Source organism: Bacillus pfraonensis (assembly GCF_050768835.1).
Lineage (GTDB): Bacteria > Bacillota > Bacilli > Bacillales > Bacillaceae_G > Bacillus_A > Bacillus_A pfraonensis.
In genome coordinates this window covers 1-22,145 of record NZ_JAHCDO010000041.1, presented here as the reverse complement: position 1 = coordinate 22,145, position 22,145 = coordinate 1, and the positions used below count along the sequence as shown (strand labels likewise).

Annotated in this window: 20 protein-coding genes and 2 pseudogenes; 18 read left to right on the top strand and 4 right to left on the bottom strand. The window is 34.0% G+C overall.

The window, feature by feature from the left end; translation table 11 throughout:
• The first annotated feature begins 351 nt into the window (after window positions 1–351).
• A complete protein-coding gene (locus KFD70_RS25860) occupies window positions 352–2,076 on the top strand; it encodes a helix-turn-helix domain-containing protein (RefSeq protein WP_336454280.1) in 1,725 nt (574 codons plus the stop codon).
• A gap of 1,439 nt (window positions 2,077–3,515) precedes the next feature.
• Window positions 3,516–5,315, top strand: coding sequence for a group II intron reverse transcriptase/maturase (ltrA, locus tag KFD70_RS25855; protein ID WP_336454279.1), 1,800 nt, complete (start codon window positions 3,516–3,518; stop codon window positions 5,313–5,315).
• Between the two features lie 790 nt (window positions 5,316–6,105).
• Here ltrA and KFD70_RS25850 read toward each other — a convergent pair.
• Window positions 6,106–6,633: a hypothetical protein gene (locus KFD70_RS25850; protein WP_336454278.1), complete on the bottom strand. Its 528-nt coding sequence runs from the start codon at window positions 6,631–6,633 to the stop codon at window positions 6,106–6,108.
• An 870-nt stretch (window positions 6,634–7,503) separates the two neighbouring features.
• Here KFD70_RS25850 and KFD70_RS25845 point away from each other — a divergent pair.
• The 10 genes from KFD70_RS25845 to KFD70_RS25800 all read left to right on the top strand — a co-directional run bounded on the left by KFD70_RS25845 (window position 7,504) and on the right by KFD70_RS25800 (window position 12,675).
• Entirely contained in the window at window positions 7,504–7,650 is a 147-nt protein-coding gene (locus tag KFD70_RS25845; RefSeq protein ID WP_336454277.1) for a hypothetical protein, read from the top strand.
• 334 nt (window positions 7,651–7,984) lie between these two features.
• Window positions 7,985–8,251 (top strand): hypothetical protein, encoded by a 267-nt coding sequence (locus KFD70_RS25840; RefSeq protein ID WP_336454276.1) that lies wholly within the window; start codon window positions 7,985–7,987, stop codon window positions 8,249–8,251.
• Window positions 8,252–8,301: 50 nt separating this feature from the next.
• Window positions 8,302–8,568, top strand: a complete 267-nt coding sequence (locus tag KFD70_RS25835) for a hypothetical protein (protein ID WP_336454283.1) — start codon at window positions 8,302–8,304, stop codon at window positions 8,566–8,568.
• Between the two features lie 17 nt (window positions 8,569–8,585).
• Window positions 8,586–8,870 carry a hypothetical protein gene (locus KFD70_RS25830; protein ID WP_336454275.1) on the top strand — a complete coding sequence of 95 codons (285 nt, stop codon included), beginning with the start codon at window positions 8,586–8,588 and terminating at the stop codon, window positions 8,868–8,870.
• Between the two features lie 20 nt (window positions 8,871–8,890).
• Window positions 8,891–9,520: a Holliday junction resolvase RecU gene (locus KFD70_RS25825; protein ID WP_336454274.1), complete on the top strand. Its 630-nt coding sequence runs from the start codon at window positions 8,891–8,893 to the stop codon at window positions 9,518–9,520.
• Between the two features lie 16 nt (window positions 9,521–9,536).
• Complete coding sequence (locus KFD70_RS25820) at window positions 9,537–9,851, top strand: hypothetical protein (RefSeq protein ID WP_336454273.1); 315 nt, start codon at window positions 9,537–9,539, stop codon at window positions 9,849–9,851.
• Between the two features lie 136 nt (window positions 9,852–9,987).
• Window positions 9,988–10,371 (top strand): ArpU family phage packaging/lysis transcriptional regulator, encoded by a 384-nt coding sequence (locus KFD70_RS25815; RefSeq protein ID WP_336454272.1) that lies wholly within the window; start codon window positions 9,988–9,990, stop codon window positions 10,369–10,371.
• A gap of 22 nt (window positions 10,372–10,393) precedes the next feature.
• A complete protein-coding gene (locus KFD70_RS25810; protein ID WP_336454271.1) occupies window positions 10,394–10,600 on the top strand; it encodes a hypothetical protein in 207 nt (68 codons plus the stop codon).
• 1,049 nt (window positions 10,601–11,649) lie between these two features.
• Window positions 11,650–11,886: a hypothetical protein gene (locus KFD70_RS25805; RefSeq protein WP_336454270.1), complete on the top strand. Its 237-nt coding sequence runs from the start codon at window positions 11,650–11,652 to the stop codon at window positions 11,884–11,886.
• A gap of 420 nt (window positions 11,887–12,306) precedes the next feature.
• Window positions 12,307–12,675, top strand: coding sequence for a hypothetical protein (locus KFD70_RS25800; protein WP_336454269.1), 369 nt, complete (start codon window positions 12,307–12,309; stop codon window positions 12,673–12,675).
• Window positions 12,676–12,806: 131 nt separating this feature from the next.
• Here the strand turns inward: KFD70_RS25800 and KFD70_RS25795 are convergent, their stop codons facing one another.
• A complete protein-coding gene (locus tag KFD70_RS25795; protein WP_241818303.1) occupies window positions 12,807–12,944 on the bottom strand; it encodes a DUF3956 family protein in 138 nt (45 codons plus the stop codon).
• A gap of 286 nt (window positions 12,945–13,230) precedes the next feature.
• Between KFD70_RS25795 and KFD70_RS25790 the strand changes: the two are divergent.
• Window positions 13,231–14,186: pseudogene (locus KFD70_RS25790) on the top strand (ATP-binding protein); the annotation flags it as partial.
• Between the two features lie 568 nt (window positions 14,187–14,754).
• Here the strand turns inward: KFD70_RS25790 and KFD70_RS25785 are convergent.
• Window positions 14,755–15,168: a hypothetical protein gene (locus tag KFD70_RS25785; protein ID WP_336454266.1), complete on the bottom strand. Its 414-nt coding sequence runs from the start codon at window positions 15,166–15,168 to the stop codon at window positions 14,755–14,757.
• Between the two features lie 1,037 nt (window positions 15,169–16,205).
• Here KFD70_RS25785 and hblC point away from each other — a divergent pair.
• From hblC to KFD70_RS25760, 5 genes and pseudogenes are all read left to right on the top strand, one after another.
• Window positions 16,206–17,525, top strand: coding sequence for a hemolysin BL lytic component L2 (hblC, locus tag KFD70_RS25780; protein ID WP_336454265.1), 1,320 nt, complete (start codon window positions 16,206–16,208; stop codon window positions 17,523–17,525).
• Window positions 17,526–17,589: 64 nt separating this feature from the next.
• Window positions 17,590–18,810 carry a hemolysin BL lytic component L1 gene (gene hblD, locus KFD70_RS25775; RefSeq protein ID WP_336454264.1) on the top strand — a complete coding sequence of 407 codons (1,221 nt, stop codon included), beginning with the start codon at window positions 17,590–17,592 and terminating at the stop codon, window positions 18,808–18,810.
• Between the two features lie 36 nt (window positions 18,811–18,846).
• The gene (gene hblA, locus KFD70_RS25770) at window positions 18,847–19,974 is read left to right on the top strand and encodes a hemolysin BL binding component B (protein WP_336454263.1); all 1,128 of its coding nucleotides are present in this window, start codon (window positions 18,847–18,849) and stop codon (window positions 19,972–19,974) included.
• A gap of 183 nt (window positions 19,975–20,157) precedes the next feature.
• Window positions 20,158–20,334: pseudogene (locus tag KFD70_RS25765) on the top strand (hemolysin BL lytic component L1); the annotation flags it as partial.
• A gap of 30 nt (window positions 20,335–20,364) precedes the next feature.
• Window positions 20,365–21,492: a ClyA family alpha-helical pore-forming toxin gene (locus KFD70_RS25760; protein WP_336454262.1), complete on the top strand. Its 1,128-nt coding sequence runs from the start codon at window positions 20,365–20,367 to the stop codon at window positions 21,490–21,492.
• 157 nt (window positions 21,493–21,649) lie between these two features.
• Here the strand turns inward: KFD70_RS25760 and KFD70_RS25755 are convergent.
• A partial coding sequence (locus KFD70_RS25755; protein WP_431613462.1) for an RNA-guided endonuclease TnpB family protein occupies window positions 21,650–22,145 on the bottom strand: 496 nt, incomplete at its 5' end.

Sequence of the window (22,145 nt, the reverse complement as noted above, 5' to 3'; positions counted from 1 at the left end):
AATTGTGTGTTTCAAATAGATATGAATGAATCTAGCTTATTATATACGTGTTATTCATGTAAAAGCTTATATAAGTGTTTGATAGAGAAGTGATAAGGACAAAAGAGTGTTTCATATTTATAAAAAGGTTAACAATATGTCCAAAAGTGTTTCGGTTATTAATTCGTTAGATTAATTGATGGTATATTGGTTGGTAATGTATAATAAATGTTATTTCACTTGTACAAACAAGACAAAAGTGTTTCATTATTTTTTTGAAAATCACAGAATCGAAAAATAAGAATGATTTATATATAATTCGCTAAATATTGAGTTGTTTGAAAGGAATGTAGGAAAGAAAGGAGTGACAGCGTGGAGAAATTAGCACAATTGTTTACTGATGCTTTGTTAATATCTGAACCTTTATATGGAAATAACAAAGAAATTTGGGGGAAATGGACTTCTTTTAGTGCAGACGTAGAGAAAGATAGTAGTAAGGTTGTAACATCACAATATGTTTCACCATCTTTTTCAGCATTAGTATCGTGGCTTAGTAAAAAGAATGAAAGTGGAATAACCTCACTACAAATTGCTATTAAGTTGAACCAGTATAAGGATGAAATTCATTCAGAAATTGAACATCTTTTAACAGAAGAGTTTAAAAATGATAAAAGACCACAATTAAGTGATGAAACAGTAATTCAGGTAGAAACAATCGAAGATGGAACAGATGATAAAGATTATTTTGAGGTCAATAATTCCGCGGTGTACTTTAAATTACGTGATGGGATCTCCAAAAATCATTTTGAAGAGGATTCAAATATGGGTGTGAAATCTTATCCGATTGAAACAAAGGAGAGTAATGCGATAGCTCAGCTTTCTTCGCATCGGGATGAGGATTTGAAGCTTATAAAAGATGATGAAGCGTCCCGGTGGAATACTTTAGTTAATGATGTAATGAGTAATATGGATGATCTCACAGCGGATGTATTGGATTCAATTACTATACAATGGTTAGCTCAAGCAAAGTCACCAGACGAATTCATCGAATTTTCATATGAGCAAGTATTAGAAATGTGTAATGTACCGAAAAAGAAAGTAAATAAGGGAGAATATTATAGACCTGAAGATAAAATTAAGGTTGCTAAGAGGATTGCTGCTTTAGCGAGTATTTTTATATATTTAAATGATGATAATGAAGTTGTAGTTTTAAATGATGAAAATGAAAATGATGAAGAATATAAAGTAAAAAGAGAAGTAATTAAAAGGTTATTTGTTCTAGACTCAGTTGTATTATGGAGACATAATACAACAAATGAATATATGGGTATTGAATCCTGCCGAATTAAACCTGGAAGCTTTTTATCAAGTTATTTATATGGTTCAAATAATACTACAGCCTTATTATCTAAAAAGGCACTTGAATATAATAGTTATCGACATAAATATCATAAACGCTTAATTCGCTATTTAACATGGCAATGGAGAATTAGGCAAATATATTCTACTTTAAAGCGCCCATACTCAATTGGAGGCGACAAAGGATTATTAGCTGTTATGGCAATTCCACTTACATGGAAACCAAGTCGTATTAGAGAACACTTAGAGAATGTTCTCACTGACTTAGAGAGAGAGAATGTGATTTCTAAGTGGGAGTATTCAAGTGAATTAGATGAAGAACGTTTAAATAAGAAAACTTGGTTCAAAGATTATTGGATTGATTTAAATATTACTATTCTTCCGCCAGAAGAATTAATTAAGTCTATGTACAATTTACCAAAGAAAAAAACATTAGAAATAGAAAGTAATAATGAAACAACAATAGAATATAGTGAAAAGACTAAAGATATTATTGATATGCCGCAAATAACAGTTAGTAAAGAACCTGACATTTTTGATGAAGAAATTGTTCGAGAAAAAATACTAGAGCGACACAATGTTGATAATATAAGTATACGAGAGCTTGCAAAGGAAATTAAAATATCGGCACCTACGTTATCTAGATTTTGCAATAGACAAACCAAGCGTTTATCAGCTAATGCAGTTGAAAAAATGTCAAAATGGTATGAGAGACAAATGATATTAGAAAAGATGTAATAGTAAAATATATATGTATAGAAACGTAAGAAGGGCCTATTTTATAGTAGATATGAAATAGGCCCTTTAATTATAAATGTGCCACCTTTATTCAAGTGGGGGGCTTATTATATTAGTGTGGTTATATCGTTAGATAGAGAAGAAATTTCTTTTAAAACTCCAGAAAAGGTTACGTTAAAGTAAATAGAGAAAATTATCGGATGGCGTGGAAAGACCTCCGAAATCACCTGCTGTATAAAGTGACGCTGAATGAGCTTATCGATAAAATCAATGAAAGTATATAAAACTAAACAAAAATTTCATTTTAAACAAAAGAGCAGCTAGCAAAAGCTAACTGCTCACTCCAAGGCATCTCCAAAAGGGGGACGGAGAAAGAAATTTAAATGAGTTTCGACTGGTTAGCCTATCTACAGTATTGACGGAATATTGAGTTTTATTCAGATGAAAACTTATATTATGTCATTTAAATTAGAATATTTGCTATCACCCATATCGCCCAGAAAAGAACTAAAGACTCGAGTGAAATCCGTAATATTTTTTTCTCCGGCTTTTGAAGTTCTTTTATTAAATCGAAAGTACAGCTAATTGCCATAAGGGTGAAAAGAATGAGTTGTATCGTGTTTGACATTTTAAACACTCCTAATATTTGAATAACTTTATTATATAAAGATTTATAAATAATAAGATGGTTATTAATATGAATTAAGTGAAAATTAAGCGGAATTTAAACAAAATAATCCTTTGTGCGACACGTTTCCTCATAAGTGTGCAAACACGAAATAGGAGGGTTATCAATTTGATAACAACAACTGTTTGACTGAAAGTAGAAATGAAAGCCGTCAGGTTGAGCTGAAACTATTTATCTAATACTCCTACATGCAAGGCGTGATAGTAGTCACAAATTGTATGAAGCTAGGTGAAGTCGGCTGAACAAAACCTAAGTGAGAAATCATATGGTAATGGATAGGCCGGGATGCTACAAACTATCTATGGTGAGAATGTCCAAACGGACTGAAGAACTTGCGAATATACGGGTCTAAAGGATTAATACATTAGAAATGTGTATGTCGTTAATGACGACGTTATCTACCGAAAAGTAAGATTAAATAATATGAAATTCGGAACTTCTAACGATGAGGATGTAAAGATAACAGGCTTACAGCAAGCACCTAAGGGTATATGTATAGCTAGGTCAATCGGAACGTGGTAAACAAGAAACTGTCACCAACGGCTACTAGCGGACAGATGCATATAAGGTTCTAACGAACCGAAATTGCTTCATTCTTGTGAAGGTGGGGACACAGTACCGACGAAACATGTAACGAATGTGGAGGGATAGTCCCTAGTCTTGTTCTTTGAACACTAAATTAACTAGATGTAACTCACAGGATCGAGTAAGATGATGGGACTTTTCGTAAGAAAGGGGAATTAACACATCGGTGAGTACAACATTACGACATGCAGAATATTACGATATGCAAAAAGTGTTTGGTGATTTATATCAACGTAGCAAAAACAATGCTACTAAAGGTAGAAATTTATACAAACACATCATATCAAAAGAAAATATTCTATTGGCATACAGAAACATAAAGGCTAATACTGGCTCTAAAACTGAAGGGACAGATGGTATCACAATCGACCATTATAAAATGAAAAATGTAGATCTTTTCGTTGATAACATAAGAAATGCTCTTGTAGACTATAAGCCAAACACGGTACGTAGGGTAGAAATACCTAAACCCAATGGAAAAAAACGTCCATTAGGAATACCTACAATGAGAGATAGATTGATTCAACAAATGTTCAAGCAGATTCTAGAGCCAATATGCGAAGCAAAATTCTACAAGCATTCATATGGATTTAGACCCAATAGGTCAACGCATCATGCGATGGCTAGGTGTCAATTCTTGATGAACCGCGGGGGATATAGTCACGTAGTTGACATTGATATACAAGGTTTCTTTGATAATGTAAACCATTCCAAACTACTAAAACAACTATATAACATAGGTATAACTGATAGAAGAGTACTGACAATCATTTCTAAAATGTTAAAAGCACCAATCAAAGGAATAGGCATTCCTACAAAAGGAACTCCGCAAGGAGGGGTTCTAAGCCCATTACTAAGTAATGTTGTATTGAATGACTTAGATTGGTGGATAGCTAGTCAGTGGGACAATATCAAAACAAGGAAAACATATACACTACCAAACAAAAATTATCATCTATCAAAAACAAAATTAAAGAGAATGTATATAGTTAGGTATGCGGATGATTTTAAAATATTTACAAACAATCACAGAACTGCAACTAAAATATTTCATGCAGTGGAGGGTTATCTCGAGAATCAATTAAACCTTAACATATCTAATGAAAAATCAACTATAACGAACCTAAAAAGAAAATCTTCGAATTTTCTGGGATTCTCTATTAAATTCGTTAAAAAGCGCAAAAGATATGTGGCAAACACACATGTAAGCGAGAAAAAGAAAAAGGACATCCTGGAGAAAGCAAAAACAAGGATTAAAGCGATTCAAAAGAATCCATCAGGGAAAACAGTACAGGACTATAACTCTTACGTGCTTGGCATTAAAAACTATTACAAAATTGCAACACATGTAACTATAGACTTTGCTGAAATAGCCTTTCGTCTCTCGAAAACCTTGTTTAATCGTCTAAAATCAATAGGGAAATATAAGATTCCTCCCAATGCAAACGCATTATACAAAAGAACTCACAGGAATAATTATAGAACCTTTGAAATAGCAGGTAATCATGTGTATCCACTAGCGGACATACAAACACGATTCCCACAAAGTTTCAGTCAAGACATGTGTAACTACACTATAAAAGGAAGACAAAAACTCATCAAAAGCCTAAAAGGTAACATTGCCAATGAAATGCAGAAGATGTTGCTATCGTCCAATAAAGGGCAGAGCGTAGAGTATACAGATAACAGAATGTCGAGATATTCTATGCAAAATGGAAAATGTGCTGTTACAGGAATCTTTCTGTTAGCTGATGAAGCACACTGTCATCACAAAATACCGAAAGGTATGGGAGGAACTGACGAGTTTAATAATCTAATTATTGTACACGAATTTGTCCACAGACTGATTCACGCTACAAATGAAGAGACGATTAGAACATATATGAGAATACTTCAACTGAATGATAAACAATTGAAGAAAATAAACAAACTCCGTAAAGCTTGTAATCTAGTTACTTTAGTATAGAAGAATAAGATGGGACGCTGTATGCGATGAAAGTCGCACGTACAGTGTTAAGCGGGGGAAAAGATGGAGATAACTTCAAAGTCTTACCTATCGAAACTAATGGCAAATAAAAAAGAACACACATAAGAATGTGCGCTTAGAAAAAAGTTTTTATGCAAAATGGGTACATCATTACTATATGTTTTCTACATTAAAATGTTAAAAAACTAAACAAAATCCTTATTTGAGAGAAAGAGGGAAACCAATTGACGGAATATGAGTTTGAACGTGATTACTGTGAACGTTCTGGAATAACGATAAATGAGTACCATGTTGAATACAACCTTATAACATTACCTTGTAATTGTGGTGATGAATCATGCAAAGGTTGGGCTGCAGTTATAAATACACCAAGATTTGTGGAACTTCATAATGATTTTTATAACGAAAGAGTTAGGATGATTTAACAAAAACGCTATTTTGCACAACAAAGCAGCTAGCTGAATTAGTTAACTGCCTGTTGTACAAAAAATGCGCTTACAGCAAAAAATTGTAACCTAAAGTTACAGATTATAGTATAAATAGAATTTGAAAGGTTATGCGGAGTGGAAAGGAAAAATAATAAAAAATTCATTTTGTTATTTAGATTTCATATATCAAAAAAGAGCATTATATAAAAATGCTCTTTCAAGAATTTGTATTGCTGTTTATTTGATACTAATAATAACTAACAAAAAGAAATTGGAGTTTACTTACTGTTATATAAGATACGGAAAATTTACTGCTTCTTGGATTGCTAAGCATGCGTTTATTAAAATAGTTGCTGTCCGCCCATTTGCTGACCTTGCTGGTTACCCATTTGCATACCTTGTTGGTTACCCATTTGCATACCTTGTTGTCCACCCATTTGCTGACCTTGCTGGTTACCCATTTGCATACCTTGTTGTCCACCCATTTGTTGCCCTTGTTGTCCGCCTGTTTGTCCAACTTGTGATTGAGCCTGAGAAATAGCTTGATTTACTTGGCTTAATGTCTGATTAGCTTGTAGATATTGTAATCCTTGATTTAGTGTTTGAATAGCTTGTTGAATAGTTTGTTGTAATTGTTGATCAGCTTGTTGCATTTGTTGTTGAGACTGCTGGCTAAATTGTTGAAGTTGTTGCATCAGTTGGTTAGCTTGTTGCAATCCTTGTTGCGGTTGTTGACCTTGAGATGCTTGAGATAAAGACTGTTGTAACTGTTGAATTTGATTTTTAAGGCTAGTTAATTCTTGTGAAACTTCTAAGTCAGCAGCTTTACGTGCTACCGCTTCAACTTTTTTCTCTGTTCGTTTGTCCATTTTATAATCCTCCTTTTGTACCCACATAGTAGTGGGCAACACTTTTTATAATGTACAAACTTTTGCTTTTAATACTAAATAAAAAGTAAATTTAAATGTAGAGAATCGGGAAAGGTGGCATAAAGATAAAGCTTTAATTGCAAATAGGACAAGCGAAATTGCTTGTCCTATGAGGAGTAAAATAACTTAGGAAGATTTTAAAAACACCAAAATGACTCGTATTGGTAAATTGACTCATGAATAGTGTGAGCATCCTTTTTGAAAATATGTAAAAAAGAAGATGTCTATTTAAAAAATCAAAAAGAGCACTAAACAAAAGTGCTCTTTGAAAGGTAGGCATTAATCATAACCAGTATTAAGATATTCAAAATAAATTTGAACGTGAAAAAACGGATAAAAACTTTGTCCCACTAAATAGAGGAGAACAGCTTTTAAAGCTATTCTCCTAAACAGAAGTGGGGTAAACCAGAGAGCCTCTCAGATGACAATTAATCAAGCCCTACAAAGGTAGTATGTACTTACATTGAAAATCTATACAACAAAGCAGCTGGCTCAATAAACCAACTGCTCGATTGTCACAACTGTCTCTTAAGGAGTTAGAGTTGAGCGCAATTTCACGGGAATAGAATTATGGCTGGTGGCCTATCTATAATTTGCGCGATATTTGAATAAGTATTCATGAATGTTAGAGAAATTAATAAAAATTTCATTTTGTACAAAACAAAACCCTAGTCTCCTAGGGTAATGGGTATAACGCTCGTTTCTATCGAGCTATTACATGATATCCTGTAACGAATGTGGATACAACAGTAATTGTTACCAGAAAAGTAAGTAGATAGGAAAAGATGATTATAGAAAAGGGGAATAGATATGGAAGAAGATAAAATTGGAACTTGTGATTTGTGTGACGAAGAAAACGTAAATGTACGTTATAGTCCAGCACGTAATGAATGGTTGTGTGAAAGATGCTACGACTATACAGCAAGTATTATATTTGGAGAAATAATGAACGATTAAAAGAGCAGCTAGCCCAGTCTAACTGCTCTCTCCAAAAATGATGATTCGATGCATAGATATTATATTCCAAGACGTTGAGTTTATTCAAGGGGTGATTGAGATGGATATAAAAACACAATTAGAAAATATCGTTTGACACATTCAAACAAACAGGGATGTCATAGGAGATAAACAAACATTGGACGATGTATTAATCTCCTTAAAGAGAATGGTAAGGGATGAAGAAAGTAAAAGAGCAGCTAGCAAAAGCTAACTGCTCAGGTCATGGGTAATAGAGAAATGGGTATCTACAGTATTGACGGAATATTGAGTTTTATTCAGGGAGGTAAGTGAAATGGAATGCAAACATAAGTGGGTAGACATGGAAGATGGAACGAATGATAAGTTCTGTGTGAAATGTAGTCAAAAGGTGAAGCAGATGCAAATTACATTACCTATAAGCATCCCTGTTGGTATTGACATGTCTTTGCCAGTAGCAAGAGAAACAATGACTATAAACTCATATGGTAGGTTACAAGAAGTTTATAAGGACGAGTGGATGAAGGAGTTTAATAAGACAAGATGTTTTGGAATTAATACTTTAAGAAACTCAACAAAATAATCCTTTGTGCGACACGTTGTATAAAAGGATAAGATGGGGCGCTGTATGCGATGAAAGTCGCACGTACAGTGTTAAGCGGGGGAAAAGATGGAGATAACTTCAAAGTCTTACCTATCGCAACGATAGAAAGTGAGGTTAGGAGAATGGAAGAGAACGTAAAGCTTTTAGGTGAAGATGGAATGTGTGGAATGGAGTTCACAGGAAGTAAGGTTAATGTTTATAACGATGAAGGATACGTAATGGAGAGTATGACAACAAGGGAGCATGTTCAGGAAGTTATTGATTTTCTTGAAGAGTGCAAAGGACAAATGGAGTAGAAAGCGAGGTTAGGATAATGGCGCATTGGGTAGATACATATCCTCATGATGTACATGCAAGCGTATTGTTACTAGATGGAGAAATTTACAACTGGAAGATCGGGCAAAGGTATTGGAGAAGCCCTTGGGATATGACTTGGAGATTCCCGTTACCAGATAACATGGATAAATTCACTGTAGAAACAAATAAATGGACGGTTAATACTCCAGAAGAACACAGTGAAGTATTCCAAAAGCATGCAAGAGAATGGTTCAAGCAATGGGAAGTTGTTGATGATTATGTAGGAAGTAAACCATATTAAATGAAAGTGAGGAAATGACAATGGGACAAGGTAACCGTGGAATGGCTTTTGAAAAACTTATCAATCTATCGAATGAAATGTATCAAAGGGAGGGAGTGGCGCTTATAAACAAGCGTCCGACTCCGGTGAAGGTATTAAAGAGTGCAGGTGGACGAGTATTAAATGGATTCTATGAAGCTAAAAGTACAGTAGACTATGACGGCGTGTACAAAGGACGAGCAGTAGCATTTGAAGCGAAGTCAACACAGAGCCTGACAAGATTCGATTTAAGCAATATTGCACAGCACCAATTAGATTACCTGGAGAAAGCGGAGAAGATGGGAGCGGTTTGTTTCTTCCTTATAGAATTTAGTAAGGACAAGACAGTATTCTTAGTTCCGGCATCAGTGATTCGATCTTATGTAAGGATGTCTCATCAACCGAATGGGAAGAAGTCTATACCAAGAGCAGACTTTGATATTTACGGGTACTTAGTAGATCAGACAGAACGAGCGCCAGTTGATTACTTACAATACATTGATGAAGCAGTATCTCCAGTTATGTTTGATGGAATGATCCAATTTGATCAGGACCATAAGAAAGTAGTAAATAACATCGAAGTAGCAAAAGAAAAGATGAAGAGCAAGAAACGTAAAATCTTAAAGGTTTAATGGAGGACGATAGAAAATGAATCCACGTTATAGATTCAAAGGTTGGGATTGGACAGAGTTATCTGAATCGGTCGGGATTGACATTAACACTTCAATACACGGTGAGGATAAGTTGGCAGAAGAAACGTTAAATATATTCTCAAATGAACTAATCAAAAACGGAAAACTGCCATACGAAAAGAAAAAGTTACTGCGCAGTTTTATTGAATCACTAATTAATGCAAAGGGATGTGGATACGATAAACCAATGTATGAAGCAATGTTAAAGATAGAAGATGATCACACATTAATTTCATGGTTATCTAGGAATTTAAGAAGCATGTGGACTTAATGAATGACGGAACCATGCAGAGTGGATGGTGGGGGCTACTCGCTATGCATGTTTCCCTTATTCAACAGGCGGATATTAAAATTTCACATACCTGATGTGAATTAAAAATAACAAAATTACAATAGGGGGATTACAGATGGAGCAATTATCATTCTTTCCAGAAATCACAAATGAGGAGTATAAGTTAATACAAAAGGCAGTAGTGAAGGTATTACGAGATTACAAGGCTCTATCTGTCCGTATGATGAACCAAAGTGAATGCGAAAGGGAAAGTATTCAGTTATTCCCGGAGTTGCGTGATACAAGGAAGATAAACGATTACAAGTACCTACAGATTAAAAGAGCGTTAGAACATTCATTGGATCCTGAACAAAAAGAGATTATTGAACGGAAGTATCTAAATCACGGTTTGATGAGCGATAAAGCAATTAAGGCTCAAATGATGTTAGAAAACAATTGGTATTACTATCAGAAGAAAAATGCAATTATGGCGATTGCTACGGCGTTACGGATTATATAAAAGGGGATGTGGGGGAAGTGAGATGAATGCTGAAAGATTAAAGTCTTATGCGAAAAGACAGGAGAAGAAAGCTGATCTATTTGAACGGAAGTTTCTTGATTATAGAAATAAGATGCTTAAACTCTATTATTTGATTGATGATGAAGCGTTGAGAAGAGATATAAAATCATTTTTGCAAGATGAACAAGGTGATATAGTCTTCGGTTCGATAGAGGAATATTTTGAGTGAAAAACACGGATAAAATGCGGATAAATTAACGATAAAGGAGCGGATATCTAGATGTTTGGTTCACCGTATCATTATCTTACAAGCTCTTTGACAACCGCATATCGAAGAGGTCTAGTACACCTATAGTGGATCGTTCTTATGCGAGAATGTCACGGTAACGTATACCGCATAAAGGGCGGGCATGGGCGGTAAGAATCCGCAAATAGACGAAAAGACCAATAAAAATGATTAAAACTATTAATGACATATTCCAGTGTGGCGGGTGTGAAATAGCTTGCATTCGTCATACTGTTTTACTTCTCATTGAGCATACAATCATCCACCTTTTGTGTGTTCATAGGTAGTAAAACTAGCGTCTTTCATGATTTCCAACATTTAAAGACCAAGTTTGAAAATGGAATGGGGTGATGGTCCATGATTGGATGAATCGCACATTTCAAAACCAAGTAATAAGAACAAAAATGCATCGTTATTTTGAGCACATTACACTTTCTAGTGATTACTGCGAATTTTCGCTAGCCAAAGAGTCCCCGCTCTTTGTGTGAGCCAATACATTGGATGCACCCCCTGTCGTCCGATCTGTGTGTTGGTTCACGCAAGGCGCGGATAAACGTCTTGATACAAATTAAAGGACATTCCCATATCCGAAAATGCGGAAGGTAGGCGCCAGGTGCACGATTCACGCACATGAAAGAGGGGTTCGACTCTCTGTAGCCGTGACTCTACGGAGGATAAATGAGAAATGGTTTCGACTGTTTCTCTCGGGATTAGCACACGTGCTTATAGATTTAATAGAATCCATGGTGAAACATCTATAAGGCTAGCCCCGAGAGAAGCCGTTGAAACAATAGAGCTTTCGCTCTTTTCTCGGTCACTGACACAAAGCGTGTAGCTTAGATGATAATTGCGGTGATCGAGAAAAGGATGAGAGTAATCTTATTCTTAAAGAGATACTTATTGCCATTTGTTATCTCTCTTTCCCCCTCTAGAGCTGTCACCTTTCGGTGATGGCTTTTTGTTTTGTTATAATGGGTGTAGGAGGGATGGAAATGAAAAAAGAAGTTCTTGTTGATACAACAGAAACGATTAAAAAGATAAAAGAGTTAACGAATGCTGCTAATGAATGTTCTGAAGCGCTGATTAGGCTAAATGGATTGATTGGCGAATGGAATAAGAATGATCCATTTGTCGCTATTATAGAAGGCAGTAATTATATTGTTATTGAAAGTACTAATGAAGATGATGATGATTTTATAATTAAAGATAAAAAGGTTAAGCATCCATAATGGGTGCTTTTTTCTTTGTTATATAGAAATTACATAATAATGAGGAATGTGAACGAGTATATAACTATACAATGTATAGAAAGGTTTCGGACATGAGACCCCATGTCTTTGGAGGGCGTTTGCTTGAGGGAGCGCTCTCTTTCACCTTTTGATATGGACAAGCATATATTGAAGTATAGGACAGGCTAACTTCTTTTTCACTCAATATTCACCCTCCTATCACGTTGAGAGCATCCATTGAGTTGGGTGCTCTGATTCACTTATTAAATTGTACAAGCATATACTGCTTGTACCTCATTAACTTTAACTGCTTTATCTTGTGTTAATGAGGACTCTCGCAATCCCTTAAAGAGCGCTCGCGGAAACGGGTGCTCTTTTTATTAGATAAAACGGATATTGAAATAGGAAGGATGATGAATGATGGACGAAAGAAAAATCCAGTTTGAAATTGTTATTGAAGGCGAATGCACACTAGAAGAACAGTCTGCAGTTAGTAAGTTGTACGATTTTATAAATGAATACACTAAGGATAAAGGCTATATAGTTAACATGAAAGCTGGAATAAAAGAACTTATGGAGAATGAAAATAAGAATGTAGTATCTGTTAAAGTCGATTTGGATACCGCAGAAGCAATTGATAATACTAGAGAATTGACTACTGCTGCTAATGAGTGTATAGATGCATTCGAACGTTTAGAAAAGGCTATAGTTAATTTAGGAAAATCTATTAATGCACCAAAATTATTTTGGAACGGCACGTCAGTGGACAGGTATAAAACAAATGATTAAAGCAATTTTAGTTATTCTAGGCGCTGCCGTTATTGGTATAGCGTCTTATTTGTTGTTAAGGAAAGATAAAGAATGGATTTATAATGTAAAAAAGAGAGCCGAAGCCCTCTTTTAAAAACACCCTCAATTCATTAAGAACAAATTGGAATTCCTAATACTATTAAAGATAATGCTACATCAAGAGAAATCTCTGCTCTAGCAATTTCGATTCCAGCAACTTTGACAACTAAAAACGGTTGGCCATTTACGAATAAAATACAACTTTCCATGTTTACGCCTCCTTTCTAGTAATCTACTTTATTATATGTACTAATCTTTATAATGTTATAATCAGATCTATTGATTTAATAGAGTTAATAGTTGTGTATCGATTTAACAAAACAAACAAACTCAACGAACAAAAATAGAGATAGTTAACAAAATACAAGTGGTTTTTACAAACTCTTTAAAACCAATGTTTTGAATGTATACTTTTGTTAGTGTTTTTACTGAAAATGGTTAAAATGATATAAATTCAATGAAATCAATGAAATGAATGTAAACTAATGGGTAAAAGTGATTGATATAGATTTAAGCGATGAAAACTATATCGTACCTATGGACCTTACTAAAGTGATTACCAAGTTAGGACGAAAAGGAGCGAGCAGATTTGCGGATGAAGTTATTGATTTCTTTGGTGATATGGAGGGGATGGCGCGGTCGAAACGTTATTTAAAAGCAGCAGAAGGTTCGTTATTTCGGATTAAACGAATGATAGAAAACGAGGAATACCGCGTTGAGGTAATTAAACAACTGATTCATAAGGGGAATCAAAGACTAGCTAACGAGTTGATATCTTGGGGAGATAATAGTGAATTAGGAAGCAAAGCAGACCCGGTATTAAATCGATTGGACGACTTTTTCGGTAATGATACTTTATTTGATATCTTCTCACAGGAACCAAAGAGAGGGGTGAATTTTGCAAAATGGATGATGGGAGGGAAAGTGGTAATCATCCGTATTCCCAATCGTAAATTAGGAGAATTGGCTTCTAAAACACTAGTCCATTGGATCACATTGAAAACATTCATGACACGTATGCTTATGAGTAAAGAAGAACAAAAGAATGGTTGTATTATGGTATTTAATGAACCGGAGCAGTACGCAACAGAAGGACGTAAGGAACGCTTTGGTGCACTATATGCATTCCATCATTGGAATAAGCTGCCTACTTCTCTGCAGGAAAATTTGCAAGGGGCGGGGTACAACAAATTCTATTTGCTAACGATCACATGAAAACATTTGAGTTGTCCAGACATCGACTAGAGCCGACCATTTCAATTGAAGATGCAGCAAGTTTACCTAGATTCCATGCGATTATATCTGTAAGGGCCGGTGGCGATTTGCAACATGCATTTATTTGTAAAATGAAACCTCCAGTAGAACAAAAATATAATAACGCTTCTCTGACTAAACAACACACCAAGTTGTATGGCCGAAGTTGGGAAGAGCTGCAAAGACAGCAGGTATAGTTTATATGATGAGAGTGAAATGTAACTAAAATTTGAAAGAATTCTTTCACTTCTAAATGTGAGGGGCATAGCCCGATAAAAGTGCGAGATGAATTTCAGATTTTAGTTAAATTTAGTGAAAAAAGAACCCTTAGGGGTTCTTTTTTCTAGGCATATTTACAACATGGAGACTATTGAGATGACTCTTTCAAATCTTTATTAGGGGAAAGATTTTGAAAAAGTTTAGCTTGTATTCATTTTTACATAAATGTTAAATATAGTAAATTGATAATATATAGATTCACTATTACCAATATTCAATTAAAATAGTTATTACTATGTTTATAGTGAAAATAGTGTTTGAAAAGAAAAGACACCCTAAGGTGTCTTCCGTCGACTTAATAACCACTTTAATTTTAATAAAATATGTTTGGACTCCCATCCAAGTGTATTTTACCATATTTATCTATATCGGTTATTGAGAGAGTGAACTCAAACAAGCATTTTGTTTAGAATTATTTTTCTCTTAAAATGAACATTCGGAATAAATAATTATATTTTGAAGTGTAAGTTCAAATAACTTTTACCATTAATTAAATTTAGAAAGAGCGAATTTAGCTGTAAAATTCATTTTCTTCATAAATGAAGAATTCACTCCTGCTTGAAATTGTACAGAAATATTATCGTCTGTTTGCGCTTTGAATACGCGTCCATAAGGTGAATTAGCATTGTATGTACCAATTACTTGATTGTCTGCGTCAAAGACTGTGTAAGAAATCGGGAATCCTGAATTATTTACAAAGACCGTAAGTTCTTCTCCTTTTTTTAGATTAAAAGATTCTTTTTGAGACATTTCGTATGAACTCAAAGAATAATATTTCGTAACCTCTTGAATTTCTAAATCCATAGTTGCTGCACTAGCTTTTGGAACTTCTAATCCTGGTAAATTCATACCCGAAAGTACTGCGACTCCTAATGTTCCTGCTAAAATGGCTTTTTTCATAATTCTAACTCCTCCTTTAATATTCTTTCAAAAATGGCTTTAATAAGTAAATGTAAAATCCAATTACTGTAACTATTATAGTTACACTGGGAATTATTTTCAACAGAAAGTGGTATGCAATTTTGCATATCTACATAAAGGGGATAAATATGCAGAGTGTAATTAAATTATATTAAACAATAATTTAATTGTATTAAATATTTTTTATAGATTAAAATAGTTATTTTTTAATTAGATATATCAAGTTGTAACTATTGTAATTACTTAAATAATATTAAATGATCTTTATATAAGTATAATAATTTCTTTTCGCAATAATACGCAATGCAAAATTATTGAATATAATCGACAAAATTCTGCTATTTACGCATTAAAAGTTTAATGTTTTAATAAAGGTGTAATTGGTATGACCACTAAGGAGAGGAGAAGACTGCATTAATAAAAGTGCAATAAAGTTGCAAGTAACATTATATAAAATCAATATTTCATAATATTATGTTAATTGATTTTAGTAATAATTTAGTATCAAGAAAGTATCGCATTTGTAAAAAATGGGATTTTAAGTCTCTACAAAGCAAAAATGATCTTATTTTATTCCGGGGTGAAGGTATAAGCAATGTACAGTATAATTTCATCTTTTGTAATCTGTAGGGCTCTTACCGACAAAACTAGGAGAAACATTATGAAATTACTTGCAGAAAAGTCATAGCAGGGTTAGTTGTAGGAGCAATGGGTTTATCTATCTGGGCTCCTGCAAGTCAAGCAGCAACTCCAAAGAAAATTATTATACTATTCATTTGGAAAATAATTCAAATGTAGGTGATGAAACTTTATTGTTTACTTGTGAAAAACATAGTATTTAAATGGGGGAAAGTAAGGTCCTTACATTCTATGAGAAGTAAATAATAACGAGAGTTTAACACTCTATACGAAAGAATTCTCCTTCCTCAAGAGTGTGCAAGAAAAGAGCCTAGCGTTAGGGTGTTCAAGATGTATGAATTAGATTGTAAACAGAAAATAGTGAAGGAGTGTACGGAATGAAAAATAAAATAATTAAAGGATTTTTAATAACATCAATTGTAACTGGGGCCACTATTCCTATCAATACTCTCGCAACACCAATCGTTCAAGCAGAAACTCAACAAGAGAACACGGATATTTCCTCATCATTACGAAAATTAGGTGCACAATCGAAATTAATCCAAACATATATAGATCAAGCTTTAATGAGCCCTAATGTACAACTAGAAGAAGTTCCAGCTTTAAATACAAACCAATCCCTAATCAAGCAAGATATGAAAGAATGGTCTTCGGAACTTTATCCAAATTTAATTCTATTAAATTCAAAAAGTAAAGGATTTGTGACTAAATTTAATAACTATTACCCAGCAATAAAAGGATTTGTAGACAATAAAGAAGATAAAGAAGGATTTTTAGATAGACTTGAAGTTCTTCAAGATATGGCTATGACGAACCAAGAAAACGTGCAAAGACAGATTAATGAATTAACAGATCTTAAATTCCAGCTTGATAAAAAACTTAAAGATCTCGATACTGATGTGACAAAAGCGCAAAGTGTCCTAAGTTCAGATGGAACAGGGAAAATAGATCAGCTAAAAAATGAATTACTAAATACCCAAAAATCAATTCAAAATGATTTACAACAAATAGCATTGTTACCAGGAGCTTTAAATGAACAAGGACTTAAGATATTTCAAGAAATCTATAGTCTTTCAAAAGATATCATTGAACCTGCTGCACAAACAGCATTGGCAGCAGTTAACAAAGGAAAAGAAATTAATAACTCTATTTTAGAAGCAGAGAAAAAAGCAGAGCAAGAAGCAAAAGAACAGGGTAAATCTGCTCTAGAGATTGAATCTGCTAAAAAAGCAGCTCGTGAAGCAATTGAAAAAAGCAAACAAGGTGAAATAGCTGCTGCTGCTGCTGCACAAACGAAAGAGTATGACCTTACGAAAGTTATTGACCCTGAAAAAATTAAAAAAGCATATAGTGCATTCGCTGAAGTAAATAAACTAACAGCAGAGCAACGAGCACATTTAGCTGATTTAGAAACACAAAACCAAAAATTTTATGATTTAACAAAGAATCTAACAATAGCAGATTTACAAAAATCAATGCTTCTTATTATGCAAAATGATTTGCATACGTTTGCAAATCAAGTGGACGTAGAACTTGACCTAATGAAACGTTATAAAGAAGATTTAGATCTAATCAAAAATAGTATTACAAATTTATCTACTAATGTTGATACTACTAACCAGCAGTCTCAAAAAGATACATTAAGACGATTAAAAAATGTAATAAGTCAACTTGAAGAGCAAGTTAATAAATTTTAATATTATTAACTTTTAAAAAATAAAGATTATAATAATCTATCGAAAAATAGGGAGGAGAATTAATATGAAGAAATTTCCATTTAAAGTGTTAACTTTGGCCACTCTGGCAACGGTTTTAACTGCTACTACCGGCAACACTCTTCATGCATTTGCACAAGAACAGACCGCTCAAGAACAGAAAATAGGGAATTATGCATTAGGACCTGAAGGACTGAAAAAAGCGTTGGCTGAAACAGGATCTCATATGCTTGTAATGGATCTGTATGCAAAAACAATGATTAAACAACCGAATGTAAATTTATCTAATATTGATTTAGGTTCAGATGGGGGAGCATTAATCAAAAATATTCACCTTAATCAGGAACTGTCTCGTAGCAATGCGAATTATTGGTTAGATACAGCGAAACCCCAGATTCAAAAAACAGCTCGTAATATTGTAAATTACGATGAACAATTTCAAAATTATTACGATACATTAGTAGACACTGTACAAAAGAAAGATAAAGCAGGTCTAAAAGAGGGCATAAATGATTTAATCAGTACAATTGATACAAATTCAAAAGAAGTTACAGAAGTAATTAAGGTGTTAGAAGCCTTCAAAACAAAACTGTATACAAATACTACAGATTTTAAAAATAATGTTGGTGGCCCAGATGGGCAGGGTGGATTAACGGCAATATTAGCGGGCAAACAAGCACTAATTCCACAACTTCAAGCTGAAATTGAGAAGCTACATTCTACTCAGAAAGAACATTTTGACAATGTATTAGCATGGTCAATTGGTGGTGGATTAGGAGCAGCCATTTTAGTTATTGGAGCTATTGCAGGAGCGGTAGTAATTGTTGTGACTGGCGGTACAGCAACACCGGCTGTTATTGGTGGCCTTTCGGCTCTCGGTGCAGCTGGTATCGGTTTAGGAACAGCAGCTGGTGTCACGGCGTCTAATCATATGAACTCCTATAACGAAATTTCTAAAAAAATCGGAGAATTAAGTACGAAAGCTGATCTTGCTAACCAAGCAGTTATTTCGCTTACTAACGCGAAAGATACTTTGACATATCTGTATCAGACAGTGGATCAAGCTATAATGTCTCTCACGAATATTCAACAACAATGGAATAAAATGGGGGGCAATTATAAAGATTTATATGATAATATCGACCAAATGCAAGAACATAAACTTTCTTTAATACCTGATGATTTAAAGGCTGCTAAACAAAGTTGGAATGATATTCATAAAGATGCAGAATTCATTTCGAAAGACATCGCTTTTAAACAAGAATAGAACTTACAATCAAAACCTATATAGGAGGAATATGAAATGATGAAAAAAATCCCTTACAAATTAATCGTTGCATCGGCGCTTTTAACTATGACAACAACTTCTGTAGTCTCACCAGTAGCAACTTTTGCAAGTGAAATTGAACAAACGAACAATGGAGATACTTCTCTTTCAGCAAATGAAGCGAAGATGAAAGAAACCTTGCAAAAGGCTGGGTTATTTGCAAAATCTATGAATGCCTATTCTTACATGTTAATTAAAAATCCAGATGTGAACTTTGAAGGAATTACTATTAATGGGTATGCAGATTTACCTGGTAAAATTGTACAAGATCAAAAGAATGCAAGAGCACATGCTGTTACATGGGATACGCAAGTAAAAAAACAGCTTTTAGATACATTGACAGGCATTATTGAATACGATACAACATTTGAAAATTATTATGAAACAATAGTAGATGCGATTAATACAGGGGATGGAGATACTTTAAAAGAAGGAATTACAGATTTACGAGGTGAAATTCAACAAAACCAAAAGTATGCACAACAATTAATACAAGAATTAACTAAATTAAGAGACGCTATTGGACAAGATGTTAGAGCATTTGGAAGCAATAAAGAGACCTTGCAATCGATTTTAAAAAACCAAGGTGCTGATGTGGAGGCCGATGAAAAGCGTCTAAAAGAAGTTTTAGACTCAGTAAACTATTATAAAAAATTAGAATCTGATGGATTCAATGTAATGAAGGGTGCTATTCTAGGCCTACCGATAATTGGCGGTATCATAGTGGGTGTAGCAAGAGATACTTTAGGTCAGTTAGAGCCTTTATTAGCACAATTACGTCAGACTGTAGATTATAAAGTAACATTAAATCGTGTAGTTGGAGTTGTTTACAATAATATTAGTGAGATGCATAAGGCGCTTGATGACGCTATTAATGTTCTTACTTATATGTCTACGCAATGGCACGATTTAGATTCTCAATATTCGGGAGTACTGGGACATATTGATACCGCATCTCAAAAAGCTGATCAAAATAAATTTAAATTCTTAAAACCTAACTTGAATGCAGCTAAAGACAGTTGGAAAACATTAAGAACAGATGCTGTCACATTAAAAGAAGGAATCAAAGAATTAAAAGTGGAACCTGTTACTCAGCAAAAATAGGGGAATATTGGTTCTATTGAAAAGTTGCTTAAAAAATAGTAACTTCAGGATTTTATCGTTAAATATTTATAAAAAAATTAATGAATTCTTTTTAAATCGAAAAGGCGGAGTCTCATTAAAGACTACGCCTTTCACTTTATGTTTTTTGAGTTTAACACTCTAACAAACATTCAACAATAATAGAGTAACATGGGTGCAAATTATAAAGATTTATATGATAATATCGATCAAATGTAAGAGCATAAACTTTCTTTAATACCTGATAATTTAAGGGCTGCTAAACAAAGTTGAAATGATATTCATAGAGATACAGAGTTAATTCCGAAAGACATCGCTTTTAAACAAGAAGAAACGAATTAAAAATCAAAACCTATATAGGAGGAATATAAAATGATGAAAAAAAACCCGTACAAACTACTCGCTGCATCGGTGTTTTTAACTTTGACAACAACTTCTGTAGTTTCACCAGTAGCAGCTTTTGCAAGTGGAATTGAACAAACTAACAATGGGGATACGTCTCTTTCAGCAAATGAAGAAAAAATGAAAAAAGCTTTGCAAGATGCTGGGGTATTTGCAAAATCCATGAATGACTATGCTTGTTTATTAATTAATAATCCAGATGTGAATTTTGAAGGAATTACTATTAATGGGTATGCAGATTTACCTGGTAAAATTGTACAAGATCAAAAGAATGCAAGAGCACATGCAGTTACATGGGATACGCAAGTAAAAAAACAGCTTTTAGATACACTGACAGACATCATTGAATACGATATAACATTTGACAATCATTATGGAACATTAGTAGAGGCGAGTAATACAGGGAATGGAGATACTTTAAAAAAAGGGATTACAGATTTACGAGGTGAAATTCAACAAAACGAAGAATATGCACAAAAATTAATACAAGAATTAACTAAGTTAAAAGATAATATTGGACAAGATGTTAGAGTATTTGGAAGCAATAAAGAGCTCTTGCGGTCGATTTTAAAAAACCAAGGTGCTGATGTTGAAGCCGATCAAAAGCGTCTAAATGAAGTTTTAGCGGAAATAAACTATCAAAAAGGCATAGAATCTAAAGGGTTGACAATGGTGAAAATTCCCTTTCCTCCTGTAATGATTTCCGGTGGTATCATGATAGGTGATGCAAGAAGTAAGTTATCAACTTTAGAGCCTTTATTAGCACAATTACGTCAGACTGTGGATTATAAAATAACATTAAATCGTGTAGTTGGGGTTGCATTTAATAATATTGATCAGATGCATAATGTGATTGATAATGCTATTAAGAATCTTACTTATATGTCTGACCAATGGCATGACTTAGACTCTCAATATGCGGGAGTACTGGGACATATTGATAATGCATCTCAAAAAGCTGATCAAAATAAATTTAAATTCTTAAAACCTAACTTGGATGCAGCTAAAGACAGCTGGAAAACATTAAGAACAGATGCACTTACATTAAAAGAGGGGATAAAAGAATTAAAAGTGGGACCCGTTTCTTCACAAAAATAGGGAAGTATCGGTACTTTTTTAAGTTTTTGAACAAACATGTCAAAGTTAAGTTAGGCGTTAAAGTTCTGCCATGTTGAACTACTCACCACTTAACGTCCTTACGGACTGTTTGAAGTGGGAGGTTCCTAAGTACAGAGTTCTATTGAACTCTAATGGATTAGGCTATCTCCGTAGTTCCTACGGTTAAGAGACGAATTGCCTCGTTTCTCAGGTTGATCGCTGCATTCCTATCTCTATCGTGATGTGTACCACAAGAAGGGCAATCCCACTCACGAATTATTAGATTTTTAACATCTTTGTTTTTGTATCCACAATTTGAACATAACTGACTGGAAGCAAATGTTTTAGATACCACAACAACTTGTTTGCCATACCATTTTGCTTTATATTCCAACATCGTTCGAAATTGTGACCAAGATACTTCACTAATTGCTTTTGCAAGCTTTCCATTTTTGAGCAGGTTACTGACTTGTAAGTCTTCTATACCGATGACATCGTGGTTTTTGATGATTTCAGTAGAGAGTTTATGTAAGTAATCAGCTCTCGCATTGGCAATATGTTCATGGATTCTTGCAACTTTCATACGCTGCTTGTTCCAGTTCGAAGAACCTTTCGTTCTTCTGGAAAGGATACGCTGTGCTTTTGCTAACTTT

Excerpts from the sequence above, each read along its gene's own strand:
- KFD70_RS25850 (WP_336454278.1), bottom strand. The coding sequence starts at position 6,633 with ATGGACAAACGAACAGAGAAAAAAGTTGAAGCGGTAGCACGTAAAGCT.
- KFD70_RS25845 (WP_336454277.1), top strand. The coding sequence starts at position 7,504 with ATGGAAGAAGATAAAATTGGAACTTGTGATTTGTGTGACGAAGAAAAC.
- KFD70_RS25840 (WP_336454276.1), top strand. The coding sequence starts at position 7,985 with ATGGAATGCAAACATAAGTGGGTAGACATGGAAGATGGAACGAATGAT.
- KFD70_RS25835 (WP_336454283.1), top strand. The coding sequence starts at position 8,302 with ATGAAAGTCGCACGTACAGTGTTAAGCGGGGGAAAAGATGGAGATAAC.
- KFD70_RS25830 (WP_336454275.1), top strand. The coding sequence starts at position 8,586 with ATGGCGCATTGGGTAGATACATATCCTCATGATGTACATGCAAGCGTA.
- KFD70_RS25825 (WP_336454274.1), top strand. The coding sequence starts at position 8,891 with ATGGGACAAGGTAACCGTGGAATGGCTTTTGAAAAACTTATCAATCTA.
- KFD70_RS25820 (WP_336454273.1), top strand. The coding sequence starts at position 9,537 with ATGAATCCACGTTATAGATTCAAAGGTTGGGATTGGACAGAGTTATCT.
- KFD70_RS25815 (WP_336454272.1), top strand. The coding sequence starts at position 9,988 with ATGGAGCAATTATCATTCTTTCCAGAAATCACAAATGAGGAGTATAAG.
- KFD70_RS25810 (WP_336454271.1), top strand. The coding sequence starts at position 10,394 with ATGAATGCTGAAAGATTAAAGTCTTATGCGAAAAGACAGGAGAAGAAA.
- KFD70_RS25805 (WP_336454270.1), top strand. The coding sequence starts at position 11,650 with ATGAAAAAAGAAGTTCTTGTTGATACAACAGAAACGATTAAAAAGATA.
- KFD70_RS25800 (WP_336454269.1), top strand. The coding sequence starts at position 12,307 with ATGGACGAAAGAAAAATCCAGTTTGAAATTGTTATTGAAGGCGAATGC.
- KFD70_RS25795 (WP_241818303.1), bottom strand. The coding sequence starts at position 12,944 with ATGGAAAGTTGTATTTTATTCGTAAATGGCCAACCGTTTTTAGTTGTC.
- KFD70_RS25785 (WP_336454266.1), bottom strand. The coding sequence starts at position 15,168 with ATGAAAAAAGCCATTTTAGCAGGAACATTAGGAGTCGCAGTACTTTCG.
- hblC (WP_336454265.1), top strand. The coding sequence starts at position 16,206 with ATGAAAAATAAAATAATTAAAGGATTTTTAATAACATCAATTGTAACT.
- hblD (WP_336454264.1), top strand. The coding sequence starts at position 17,590 with ATGAAGAAATTTCCATTTAAAGTGTTAACTTTGGCCACTCTGGCAACG.
- hblA (WP_336454263.1), top strand. The coding sequence starts at position 18,847 with ATGATGAAAAAAATCCCTTACAAATTAATCGTTGCATCGGCGCTTTTA.
- KFD70_RS25760 (WP_336454262.1), top strand. The coding sequence starts at position 20,365 with ATGATGAAAAAAAACCCGTACAAACTACTCGCTGCATCGGTGTTTTTA.